The organism is Pseudomonas sp. P1_F1_2, assembly GCF_056405815.1.
Window position 1 is genome coordinate 45,657 of the sequence record NZ_JBFUBK010000097.1, and the last position, 12,374, is coordinate 58,030.

The 12,374-nt window shown below is 61.0% G+C and carries 7 protein-coding genes; 6 read left to right on the plus strand and 1 reads right to left on the minus strand.

The window, feature by feature from the left end; translation table 11 throughout:
- The first annotated feature begins 41 nt into the window (after positions 1–41).
- From AC1D2P_RS23925 to AC1D2P_RS23935, 3 genes are read left to right on the plus strand one after another with little or no spacing between them, the layout of a single operon-like run.
- Positions 42–1,217 carry an L-rhamnonate dehydratase gene (locus tag AC1D2P_RS23925; protein ID WP_046033320.1) on the plus strand — a complete coding sequence of 392 codons (1,176 nt, stop codon included), beginning with the start codon at positions 42–44 and terminating at the stop codon, positions 1,215–1,217.
- Positions 1,218–1,269: 52 nt separating this feature from the next.
- Positions 1,270–2,265 (plus strand): AraD1 family protein, encoded by a 996-nt coding sequence (gene araD1, locus AC1D2P_RS23930; RefSeq protein WP_477758083.1) that lies wholly within the window; start codon positions 1,270–1,272, stop codon positions 2,263–2,265.
- Between the two features lie 20 nt (positions 2,266–2,285).
- Positions 2,286–3,866: an aldehyde dehydrogenase (NADP(+)) gene (locus AC1D2P_RS23935; RefSeq protein WP_477758084.1), complete on the plus strand. Its 1,581-nt coding sequence runs from the start codon at positions 2,286–2,288 to the stop codon at positions 3,864–3,866.
- A gap of 131 nt (positions 3,867–3,997) precedes the next feature.
- Here the strand turns inward: AC1D2P_RS23935 and AC1D2P_RS23940 are convergent, their stop codons facing one another.
- Entirely contained in the window at positions 3,998–4,891 is an 894-nt protein-coding gene (locus AC1D2P_RS23940; protein WP_477758085.1) for a DMT family transporter, read from the minus strand.
- A 157-nt stretch (positions 4,892–5,048) separates the two neighbouring features.
- On the opposite strand from AC1D2P_RS23940, the gene aceK reads away from it, so the two are divergent.
- From aceK to AC1D2P_RS23955, 3 genes are all read left to right on the plus strand, one after another.
- Positions 5,049–6,767 carry a bifunctional isocitrate dehydrogenase kinase/phosphatase gene (gene aceK, locus AC1D2P_RS23945; RefSeq protein WP_046033324.1) on the plus strand — a complete coding sequence of 573 codons (1,719 nt, stop codon included), beginning with the start codon at positions 5,049–5,051 and terminating at the stop codon, positions 6,765–6,767.
- A 257-nt stretch (positions 6,768–7,024) separates the two neighbouring features.
- Positions 7,025–10,936 carry an ATP-dependent RNA helicase HrpA gene (gene hrpA, locus AC1D2P_RS23950; RefSeq protein ID WP_477758086.1) on the plus strand — a complete coding sequence of 1,304 codons (3,912 nt, stop codon included), beginning with the start codon at positions 7,025–7,027 and terminating at the stop codon, positions 10,934–10,936.
- Between the two features lie 313 nt (positions 10,937–11,249).
- Positions 11,250–12,371 carry a beta-ketoacyl-ACP synthase III gene (locus AC1D2P_RS23955; RefSeq protein WP_477758087.1) on the plus strand — a complete coding sequence of 374 codons (1,122 nt, stop codon included), beginning with the start codon at positions 11,250–11,252 and terminating at the stop codon, positions 12,369–12,371.
- Positions 12,372–12,374 lie beyond the last annotated feature (3 nt).

Genomic DNA, 12,374 nt, shown 5'->3' on the forward strand with positions numbered 1-12,374 from the left:
CTGACAACTACAAGAAGCCGGCAGCGCAAGGAACTGTATTCATGAAAATCAAAGCAATCCGTACCCGCGTTTTTGAGTGGAAAGGCAAAGTCGTTCCGCCTCAGGCGCACTTCTGCACTAACGCCAGCGACATCCTGTTCGAGCGTGGCGACGCCATGGGCTCGTTCCGTTTTCACGGCTGGCTGGTGGTGGAAGTCGAGACCGATACCGGTCTGGTCGGCATCGGTAACTGCGCCCTCGCGCCACGTGTGGCCAAGGAAATCATCGACACCTACCTGGCACCGATTGCAATCGGCGAAGACCCGTTCGACAACGAATACATCTGGCAGAAAATGTACCGTCAGAGCCACGCGTGGGGGCGCAAAGGCATCGGCATGGCGGCGATCTCGGCGATCGACATCGCCATATGGGACATCATGGGCAAAGCCGTGAACAAACCGGTGTTCAAGTTGCTCGGGGGACGCACCAAGGAAAAAATCTGGACCTACGCCTCCAAGCTCTACGCCAACGACAACCTCGACCTGTTCCTCGAAGAAGCCCAGGGTTATCTGAATCAGGGGTTCACCGCGCTGAAGATGCGCTTTGGCTACGGCCCGAAAGACGGCCCGGCGGGCATGCGCAAGAACATCGAGCAAGTGCGCGCGTTGCGCCATCTGGCGGGCCCCGACGTCGACATCATGCTCGAGTGCTATATGGGCTGGACCCTGGAATATGCGCGGCGCATGTTGCCCAAACTCGCCGAATTCGAACCGCGTTGGCTCGAAGAACCGGTGATCGCCGACGACATCGAAGGCTACATCGAGCTGAAAAAAATGGGGATCATGCCAATCTCCGGCGGCGAGCACGAATTCACCTCATACGGTTTCAAAGACCTGCTGGAGCGCCGCGCCGTCGACGTGATCCAGTACGACACCAACCGCGTTGGCGGCATCACCGCCGCACGTAAAATCAACGCCATGGCCGAAGCCTGGTCGGTGCCGGTCATTCCTCATGCCGGGCAGATGCACAACTATCACCTGACCATGTCCACCACCGCCTCGCCGATGGCCGAGTTCTTCCCGGTATTCGACGTCGAAGTCGGCAACGAACTCTTTTACTACGTATTCAAGGGCGAGCCTCAACCGGTCAACGGTTACATCCAGCTCGACGACAACACGCCGGGCCTGGGCCTGGAAATCTCCGATGAATACCTGAGTGACTTCAACATCATCGAGTGACCTTGAGGCGTCGCATGCCTGCGGCGCCATCCCCGACTTTCTGGAGGCCGTCATGCGCCTGATTCAATTTGAAAACACCGCCGGGCAGCGCCAGGTTGGCCTGGTTGATGCGGCACAGATTCAGGTGCTGCGCGACACCCGCAACACTCGCGAACTGGCGCTCGCGGCGATCCGCGGCCAGCGCAGCCTGCAAGAAGAAGTGGCCCTGCGCGGCACCGAGCCCGGCCCGGACTATGCGCAGCTATTGCGCCAAGGCAGCGTCCTGCCGCCGCTGGACCACGAAGACCCGGCCCATTGCCTGATCAGCGGCACCGGCCTGACTCACCTGGGCAGTGCTTCGGCGCGGGACAAAATGCACCAGCATGACGGCGCAGTCGAAGCCGGCATGACGGACACCATGCGCATCTTCAAGTGGGGTCTTGAGGGCGGCAAACCGGCGGCCGGTGAGGTGGGCGCGCAACCGGAGTGGTTCTACAAAGGCGACGGCAGCATCGTCGTGCGCCCCGGCGCGGACTTCCCGGTGCCGCCGTTCGCTGAAGATGCCGGTGAGGAACCGGAGCTGACCGGCCTCTATGTCATCGGCGATGACGGCCAGCCGTATCGCGTCGGTTATGCGCTGGGCAACGAGTTCTCTGACCATGTGATGGAACGGCGCAATTACCTGTACCTCGCGCATTCGAAGTTGCGTTGCTGTTCTTATGGGCCGGAACTGCGCATCGGTGAGTTGCCCAAACACCTGGCAGGTACCAGCCGGATCAAGCGCAACGGCGAAACGATCTGGGAGAAGGAGTTTCTCAGCGGCGAAGACAACATGTGCCATAGCCTCGCCAACCTTGAATTCCACCACTTCAAATATGCGCAGTTTTTGCACCCTGGCGATGTCCATGTGCATTACTTCGGCACCGCCACGTTGTCGTTTGCCGATGGGGTCAAAACCCGGCCGGGGGATCGTTTCCAGATCAGCCTCGACGAGTTCGGCGCGCCTTTAGTCAACGGTATCGGCGAAAGTGCCCAGCCATTGGCTATCGGTCAGGTTCGTGCGCTTTGAGTGTTCAAAAGGAAAGCCTCATGACATTGCCACTCGGACACAACTACATCGGCGGTCGCCGCAGCGCCAATGGGACCTTGCACCTGCAAAGCCTTGATGCGACGACCGGCGAGCCGCTGCCGGGCACCTTCATTCAGGCGTCGGAAGCCGAAGTGTCTGCCGCCGCCCAAGCAGCGGCTGCCGCTTACCCGATCTACCGAAGCCTGAGCGCGGAAAAACGCGCACGATTCCTCGAGGCCATCGCCGATGAAATCGATGCACTCGGTGACGATTTTGTCGCCACCGTTTGCCGCGAAACCGCACTGCCCACAGGGCGTATCCAGGGTGAGCGCGCACGCACCAGCGGCCAGCTGCGGTTGTTCGCCAAGGTTCTGCGTCGCGGGGATTTCTACGGTGCACGAATTGATCGGGCACTGCCGGACCGCCAGCCGTTGCCGCGTCCGGACCTGCGTCAGTACCGCATCGCTTTAGGGCCAGTCGCCGTGTTCGGCGCGAGTAACTTTCCACTGGCGTTTTCCACCGCCGGTGGCGATACCGCTTCGGCATTGGCCGCCGGTTGTCCGGTGGTGTTCAAGGCTCACAGCGGTCACATGGCAACGGCTGAGTGGGTAGCGGACGCCATCATCCGGGCGGCCGAACGCACCGAAATGCCAGCCGGCGTGTTCAACATGGTCTACGGCGGGGGCGTCGGTGAGTGGCTGGTCAAACACCCTGCGATTCAGGCCGTGGGCTTCACCGGTTCGCTCAAGGGCGGCAATGCCCTGAGCCAGCTGGCCGCGTCCCGGCCGCAGCCGATCCCGGTGTTTGCCGAGATGTCGAGCATCAACCCTGTGTTCTTGTTGCCCGAAGCGCTTGCGGTACGCGGTGAGCAAATCGCTGCGCAACTGGCCGGTTCGGTGACGCTGGGGTGTGGTCAGTTTTGTACCAATCCGGGGTTGGTCATTGGCCTGCGTTCGCCGCAGTTCAGCTCCTTCCTGGAAACTTTTTGCGCGAGCATGAACCAGCAACCGGCGCAAACCATGCTCAACGTCGGTGCCCTGGTCAGCTATAGCCGAGGGCTCGCGGAGTTGCACGAACATCCGGGGCTGACGCACCTGGCAGGCAGACGGCAAGCGGGCAATCAGGCGCAACCGCAGGTATTCAAGGCTGATGTCAGTCTGTTGCTCAAGGGCGATGAACTGCTTCAGGAAGAAGTCTTCGGGCCGACGACTATCGTCATCGAGGTGGAAGACCAGGCGCAGTTGGCGGCGGCGTTGCACGGATTGCGCGGGCAATTGACGGCGACGCTGATTGGTGAGGCCGGGGAGTTGCTGGAATACCGCTGGCTGGCCGAGTTGCTTCAGGAAAAGGTCGGGCGGATTTTGCTCAACGGCTATCCGACCGGGGTCGAAGTGTGCGAGGCGATGGTGCATGGCGGGCCGTTCCCGGCCACGTCCGATTCGCGGGGAACGTCAGTGGGGACGCTGGCGATCGATCGATTCCTGCGGCCGGTGTGCTTCCAGAATTACCCGGATGCGATGTTGCCCGAGGCGTTGCAAAACGCCAATCCGCTGGGGATTCGGCGGTTGGTGGATGGGGAGGTTAGCGATTCACCTCTGTAGTGTCTGAACTGACGCCATCGCGGGCAAGCCCGCTCCCACAGTGATGGGTGTCGTGCACAGATTCTGTGTTCAATACCCAGCCCTGTGGGAGCGGGCTTGCCCGCGATGGCGTCATCAGCAGCACCACAAAATTACTGGGTTACCTTTTTGGCCGGTTTCAACACCAGCCACAACGCCGCCGCAATCAACACCCCGCCATAGATATGCGCCATGGACAGCGGCTCATCCAGCAACAACGCGCCCCACAACACCCCGAACGGCGGGATGAGGAAGGTCGTGGTCATCGACCTCACCGGCCCGATCGAGCTGAGCAAACGGAAGTAAATGACGTACGCCAGCGCCGTGCATCCCAGACCCAACCCCAGCAACGACAACCAGACATTCCAGCCACCCCAGCTCGCCGGCGGTTGGCTGATCGCGCTGTACCCGAACAACGGCAACAGAAACAGCGTCGCACCCAGCATGCTGCCCAACGCAGACAAACGGCTGTCGAGACCACCGGCCAGGTCCAGCCAGCGGCGGGCGAGAAAGCCGGCGAAGCCATAGCATGTCGTGGCCATCAGGCAGGCGAGGGCGCCCAACAGCAATTGCATGTCGAACGCCACCGGGCCCGCACGGGTCAGCACGCCAACACCGAGCAGCCCGAGAAACACCCCGCCGAGCTTGGCCGCGGTGAGCTTTTCATGGAAGAACAACCCACCGATCAGCACGCCCATCAGCGGCGTGGTGGCGTTGAAGATTGCGGAGTACCCGGCCGGCAACACTTGGGCGGCCACGGAATACAGGGTCGCCGGAACTCCGGAGTTGATCACCCCGAGCAACATCACGGTCTTGAGCTTGCCTTTGAAATCCCAGCTGATGCGCATCAGCGCGACAATCACCAGCAGGCCGACGGCGGCAATCGACACACGGAAAAAAGCCGTGGGGATTGTGCCAATCACTGGGGCGATGATGCGCATGAACAGAAAGCTCGCACCCCAAATGGCCGCCAGTGACAGTAAACGAACGATATCGACGGGGCTCACGGTGCACTCCTTCCTTGATCGGGACGAGAGTGTTGCCGAGCGCCCGATTGATGGCAACCGAAAAACGAGCAATCAATCCGGGCCGAAAATTACGCTTCTCCTCGACCCGGTTCACTGGCTAAGCTCAGGGCTCGAAAATTCCCGCAGAGGTCTCACCATGCCGCAGCAATGGCCAGCCGCCGATATCGCCCGAATGATCCTCGATGGCTTTGACGATTACCGCGAGCATTTCCGTCAGATTACCGACGGCGCCCGGGCCCGCTTCGAACAGGCCCAGTGGCAGGAGACGCAAATCGCGTCGGCGGCGCGGATCAATCTTTACGAAGAGAAAGTCGGCGAAACGGTCGAGCGCCTGCGCATCGCGTTTGACGCCGACACGTTGGATGTCAGTTGCTGGCCGCTGGTCAAAAGCGCGTACATCACGCTGATCGACCTGCGTTTCGACGATGAACTGTCCGAGACCTGGTACAACTCGATCTTCTGCGGCTTGTTCAGCCATGACCTGATCAGCGACGGCTGCATGTTCATCCACACCACCCGCCCAAGCCTGCGCCGGGCTCGCGCCGCGCAAACCCGCACCTACAAACCTCAGGGCCAGTTGTCCGGCATGCTCGCGAGCATTTTTGCCGACTACCGTTTCAGTGAGGATTACGCTGATCTGGCCGGCGACTTGAGCCGCCTCGAAGCGCAGTTGCGCGAGAATCTGCCGGACTGGGTGTGCAAGGACCCGGAATTGAGCGTCGAACTGTTTTCCTCGGTGCTCTACCGCAACAAAGGTGCGTACCTGGTCGGGCGCATCTACACCCAGGACGAACAGTGGCCGCTGGTGATTCCGCTGCTGCACCGTGAAGGCCGCGGGATTCAGATCGATGCGCTGATCACCGATGAAGCGGATGTGTCGATCATCTTCTCGTTCACCCGTTCGTATTTCATGGTCGATGTGCCGGTGCCGGCGGAGTTCATCGGTTTCCTCAAGCGCATTTTGCCGGGCAAGCACATCGCCGAGCTGTACACCTCGATCGGTTTCTACAAGCACGGCAAGTCCGAGTTCTACCGGGCGCTGATCAATCACCTGGCCAACACCGACGACCAATTCATCATGGCCCCCGGTGTGCGCGGCATGGTCATGAGCGTGTTTACCCTGCCGGGTTTCAACACCGTGTTCAAAATCATCAAGGACCGCTTCTCGCCCTCGAAGAACGTCGACCGCGCCACGGTGATCGAGAAATACCGTTTGGTCAAAAGCGTTGACCGCGTCGGGCGTATGGCGGATACCCAGGAGTTCGCCGATTTCCGTTTTCCGCTGAGCAAGTTCGATCCGGCGTGCCTGGAGGAATTGCTCGACGTGGCAGCCTCTACGGTGTCGCTCGAAGGCGACACCGTGTTGATTCGCCACTGCTGGACCGAACGACGGATGACACCGTTGAACCTCTACCTGGAAAACGCCAACGAGGCGCAGGTGCATGAGGCGCTGGAGGATTACGGCCTGGCGATCAAGCAACTGGCGGCGGCGAATATCTTTCCCGGCGACATGTTGCTGAAAAACTTCGGCGTCACCCGGCACGGTCGCGTGGTGTTTTATGAYTACGACGAAATTTGTTTCCTGACTGAAGCCAACTTCCGGCACATCCCGCAGCCGCGCACCCCGGAAGACGAAATGGCGTCCGAGCCCTGGTATTCGATCGGGCCGCTGGATGTGTTTCCCGAGGAGTTTCCGCCGTTCCTGTTTGCAGATTGGGGGCAGCGGCGCCTGTTTGATCAGCTGCATGGTGAGTTGTACAACGCCGATTATTGGAAAAGCCTGCAAGAGGCGATTCGGGCGGGGAAGGTGATTGATGTGTTCCCGTATCGACGCAAAGGCCTCGATAACGAATAACCAGACCCGCACGCCCGTAGCAGCTGTCGAGCCCCGGCGAGGCTGCGTTCGGCTGCGAAGCGGTCGTAAAATCAGCACACGCGGTGTTTCAGGTAAACCGGGGTAGTCCGAATGACGACTGCTTCGCAGCCGAACGCAGCCTCGCCGGGGCTCGACAGCTACGGAACCGAACGTCGGCGCTACAAGGGATCTCGTTCGTCCTTTAAATCTGCGACAATCGCCCCCCTGCGCCACTAGACGACTGAATTGCGTACCTGATGACCGACGAATCGCCCTCCATCGACAAACTGCTGAAAAACCTCGATCACGCCATGCTCGCCGACCGTCACCGGCTGCGGCGGCAGTTGCTTGAGCTGCGCAAGAAACCTGACGAGGCCAAGCTGGCCCTGTGGGTGACGCGCCTGCAGGCGTCCTGTGATCAGGTGTTGGCGCGACGCGCCAGCCTGCCGGTGATTCGTTACGACGACAGCCTGCCCATCGCCGCCAAGCGCGACGAAATCAAGGAAGCGCTGCTCAAGCATCAGGTGCTGATCATTGCCGGCGAAACCGGCTCGGGTAAAACCACTCAGTTGCCGAAGATCTGCCTGGAAATCGGTCGCGGCCAGCATGGCCTGATCGGCCACACCCAGCCCCGTCGAATTGCGGCGCGCAGCGTCGCCAGCCGGGTCGCCGAAGAATTGGCGACGCCGCTGGGCGCGCTGGTCGGCTATCAGGTGCGGTTCGAGGACCAGAGCGATTCCAACACCCTGATCAAACTGATGACCGACGGCATCCTGCTGGCGGAAACCCAGAATGACCGCTACCTCGAACGCTACGACACGATCATCGTCGACGAAGCCCACGAACGCAGCCTCAACATCGACTTCCTGCTGGGTTACCTGAAAACCCTGCTGCCGCGTCGCCCGGACCTGAAAGTCATCATCACCTCGGCGACCATCGACCTGGAGCGCTTCTCCAAGCATTTTGACGACGCGCCGATTGTCGAAGTCTCCGGCCGTACCTTCCCGGTAGAAACCTGGTATCGCCCGCTGACGCTGGAGCAGGACGAAGAGGGCAACCGCGTCGAAGATGACTTGACTGTGGACCAGGCGATCCTCGCCACCCTCGATGAAATCGCCGCGTTCGAACGCAGTGAGCGCAAGAGCCCCGGCGATGTGCTGGTGTTCCTGCCCGGCGAGCGCGAGATTCGTGACGCGGCCGACATGCTGCGCAAGGCCCAGCTCAAGCACACCGAAATCCTGCCGTTGTACGCACGGCTGTCGCCGGCCGAGCAACAGCGGATTTTTCAGTCGCACCCCGGACGCCGAGTCGTATTGGCGACCAACGTTGCCGAAACCTCGCTGACGGTGCCGGGCATTCGTTACGTGATCGACAGCGGCACCGCGCGCATCAGCCGTTACAGCTATCGCGCCAAGGTCCAGCGCCTGCCCATCGAAGCCATTTCCCAGGCCAGCGCCAACCAGCGGAAAGGTCGCTGTGGTCGGGTCGAGCCCGGTATCTGTATCCGCCTCTATGGCGAAGACGATTTCATCGGTCGTCCGGAATTTACCGACCCGGAAATCCTGCGGACCAACCTCGCCGCCGTGATCTTGCAGATGCTGCACCTGCGCCTGGGCGAGATCACCGATTTCCCGTTTATCGAACCACCTGACGGCAAAGCCATCAGCGACGGTTTCAACTTGCTGCAAGAACTCTCGGCCGTGGACCGCAACAGTCAGTTGACTCCGCTCGGGCGTCAATTGGCACGTTTGCCGGTGGACCCGCGCATGGGCCGCATGTTGCTGGAAGCAGCGAAACTCGGCAGTTTGCAGGAAGTGCTGATCGTCGCCAGCGCCATGTCGATTCAAGACCCGCGCGAACGTCCGCCGGAGCGTCAGCAAGCGGCGGACCAGGCGCACGCGCAGTGGAAAGACGTGGACTCGGACTTCGCCGGGCTGGTCAATCTGTGGCGTGGTTTCGAAGAACAACGCCAGGCGCTGACGGCCAGCCCGTTGCGCAACTGGTGTCGCAAGAACTTCCTCAACTACCTGCGCCTGCGCGAGTGGCGCGATTCTCACCGTCAGTTGAGCCTGATCTGCCGCGACATGCAGTTGCACATTAATAAAGAGCCGGCGGACTACCCGAAACTGCACAAAGCGGTGCTGGTGGGGCTGCTCAGCCAGATCGGCCAGAAAACCGAAGACGGCGATTACCTCGGCGCCCGCCAGCGACGCTTCTGGATTCACCCCTCGTCGGGGATCGGCAAGAAACGCCCGCAATGGCTGATGACCGCCGAACTGGTGGAAACCACCAAGCTTTACGCGCGCATGGTCGCCAAGATCGACGCCGACTGGATCGAACCGCTGGCCGGGCACCTGATCAAGAAAAACCACTTCGAACCGCACTGGGAGAAGAAGCGCGGCCAGGTCGTGGCGTTCGAGCAGATCACCTTGTTCGGGCTGATCGTGGTCGGTCGGCGGCCGGTGCATTACGGGCCGATTGACCCGGTGGTGTCCCGTGAGTTTTTCATTCGTGATGGCCTGGTGCGCGGCGAGATTCAATCCAAAGCCAAATGCCTGTCGGCCAACGCGCAGTTGCTGGAACAACTCGACGAACTGGAAGCCAAGGCCCGTCGTCGCGACATCCTCGCCGACGAAGAAACCCTGTTCGCCTTCTACGATGCACGGCTGCCGGCAGAGATCCACCAGACGGCGACCTTCGACAGCTGGTACCGGATCAACAGCCAGAAAGACCCGCAGTTGCTGATCATGCGCGAAGAAGACGTGCTGGCTCGCGAGGCCAGCGAAGTCACCGCCCTGCATTACCCGGACACGCTGCATATCGGCGATCTGGAGCTGGCGCTGAGTTACCACTTCGAACCCAATCATCCGCGCGACGGTGTGACCTTGCGGGTGCCGGCGCCGCTATTGCCGATGCTGCCGCCGGAACGTCTGGAATGGCTGGTGCCGGGTGTGATCGAAGCCAAGTGCATCGCGCTGGTGCGTAACCTGCCCAAGGCACTGCGCAAGAATTTCGTGCCGGTGCCGGACTTCGTCAAAGCGGCGTTGCAGCGCATGACGTTCGCCGAGGGCTCGTTGCCTCAGGCACTGGGCCGTGAATTGCTGCGCATGACCGGTGCGCGGGTCAGCGATGAAGCGTGGGCGGAGGCGTCGCAGCAGGTCGATAGCCATTTGCGCATGAACCTGGAAATCGTCGACGGCCAGGGCAAGTTCCTGGGCGAAGGACGTGATCTGGCGGAGTTGACCGCACGATTTGCCGAAGCCAGTCAGGCGGCGTTGGCGGTACCGCAAACCGCGAAAAGCCAGCAGCCGGTGGAGGCGAAAGTCTTTGCCGCCGTGGCCGAGAAAACCCAGCAAAAGATCGCCGGGCTGTCGATGACGGTTTATCCGGCGTTGGTGGAAGAGGGCGGCACGGTCAAGGAAGGTCGATTCTCGACGCCGGCCGAAGCCGAGTTCCAGCATCGCCGCGCCTTGCAGCGTTTGCTGATGCAGCAACTGGCCGAACCGGCGAAGTTCCTGCGCAGTAAGTTGCCGGGCCTGACTGAGCTGGGCCTGATGTACCGCGACATGGGGCGCGTCGATAGCCTGGTGGAAGACATTCTGCTGGCCAGCCTCGACAGCTGCATTCTCGACGGTGAAGACCCGTTGCCGCGCGACGGCGCCGGGTTGGCGGCGTTGGCCGAGCGCAAACGTGGCGGCTGGACTGAACACGCCGAGCGCCTGGCGAAGCTGACACTGGAAATCCTCAAGCTGTGGCATGGCCTGCAAAAGCGCTTCAAGGGCAAGATCGACCTGGCGCAAGCGGTGGCCCTGAACGACATCAAGCAGCAGCTCAGTCACCTGGTGTATCCGGGCTTCGTTCGGGAGACGCCGATGCAGTGGCTCAAGGAATTGCCGCGCTACCTCAAGGCAATCGAGCAGCGTTTCGAGAAGCTGGGCGCTCAGGTGCAGAAAGACCGGGTGTGGAGCGGCGAATTGTCCGGCCTCTGGACCCAGTACCAGACTCGCGCCAATAAACATGCCCAGGAAGGCAAACGCGATCCGCAGCTGGAGCTCTATCGCTGGTGGCTGGAGGAATACCGGGTTTCGCTGTTCGCCCAGCAATTGGGGACGAAGGTGCCGATTTCCGACAAGCGCCTGAATAAACAGTGGACCCAGGTCGAACCGTAGAACCCTCGGGTTGTAGGAGCTGAGCTTGCTCGCGATGGCGGCCTCAAGGACGCCATCGCCGGCAAGCCGTGCTCCTACCGATACGCCCTTGCGTTTGAGGAAGGTGCTTTATCCAGCAAAAGGCGCCAAATTCTAACGTTTATGGCAAACTTCGCGCCTATAAACACCGGCCCCACGGTTTTGAGCCTCTACGGCCGCGGGCAGGTCGGAATAAAGCGATGCCAGGTTTGCGTCCCCCGGATGGGAATAGACCCTTTGTGTGTTGGTACGTCGGTGCCAATGCTTTCTGCCTGAACAGATTAGAGAAACGACCATGCATAACGTCGTCATCAGCGGCACCGGCCTGTACACCCCGGCCAACAGCATCTCCAACGAAGAGCTGGTGCAGTCTTTCAACGCCTACGTCGCGCAATTCAACGCCGACAACGCCCAGGCCATTGCCCATGGCGAGATCGAGGCGCTGACCGAGTCCAGCGCGGCGTTTATCGAAAAAGCCTCTGGCATCAAAAGCCGCTTTGTCATGGACAAGGACGGCATTCTCGATCCGCAACGCATGGCACCACGCCTGCCGGAGCGTTCGAACGACGAGTGGTCGGTGCTGTGCCAAATGGCCATCGGCGCCGCCGAACAAGCCTTGCAACGCGCCGGCAAGACCGCTACGGACATCGACGGTGTGATCGTCGCTTGCTCCAACCTGCAACGCGCCTACCCGGCCATTGCCATCGAAGTCCAGGAAGCGCTGGGCATCCAGGGTTTCGGTTTCGACATGAACGTTGCCTGCTCCTCGGCGACCTTCGGCATTCAGGCGGCCGCCAACAGCGTGCAACTGGGCCAGGCCCGGGCCATCCTGATGGTCAACCCGGAAGTCTGCACCGGCCACCTGAACTTCCGCGACCGCGACAGCCATTTCATCTTCGGTGACGCGGCCACGGCGGTGATCATCGAGCGTGCTGACCTGGCGACGTCCAAGTACCAGTTCGACATCGTCAGCACCAAGCTGCTGACCAAGTTCTCCAACAACATCCGCAACAACTTCGGCTTCCTCAACCGCGCGGCGGAAGAGGGCATCGGTGCCAAGGACAAACTGTTCGTGCAGGAAGGCCGCAAGGTATTCCGCGATGTTTGCCCAATGGTTGCCGAGTTGATCGCTACGCACCTGGAAGAAAACCAGCTCAACGTCAGCGACGTGAAGCGCTTCTGGCTGCACCAGGCCAACCTCAGCATGAACCACCTGATCGTCAAGAAACTGCTGGGTCGCGAGGCCACCGAAGAAGAAGCACCGGTGATTCTCGACACTTACGCCAACACCAGTTCCGCCGGTTCCGTGATTGCGTTTCACAAGAACCAGGATGATCTGCCTGCCGGTTCCCTGGCGGTGCTCAGTTCGTTTGGCGCCGGTTACTCGATTGGCAGCGTGCTACTGCGCAAGCGTTAATCG

Excerpts from the sequence above, each read along its gene's own strand:
- AC1D2P_RS23955 (WP_477758087.1), top strand. The coding sequence starts at position 11,250 with ATGCATAACGTCGTCATCAGCGGCACCGGCCTGTACACCCCGGCCAAC.
- AC1D2P_RS23925 (WP_046033320.1), top strand. The coding sequence starts at position 42 with ATGAAAATCAAAGCAATCCGTACCCGCGTTTTTGAGTGGAAAGGCAAA.
- araD1 (WP_477758083.1), top strand. The coding sequence starts at position 1,270 with ATGCGCCTGATTCAATTTGAAAACACCGCCGGGCAGCGCCAGGTTGGC.
- AC1D2P_RS23935 (WP_477758084.1), top strand. The coding sequence starts at position 2,286 with ATGACATTGCCACTCGGACACAACTACATCGGCGGTCGCCGCAGCGCC.
- hrpA (WP_477758086.1), top strand. The coding sequence starts at position 7,025 with ATGACCGACGAATCGCCCTCCATCGACAAACTGCTGAAAAACCTCGAT.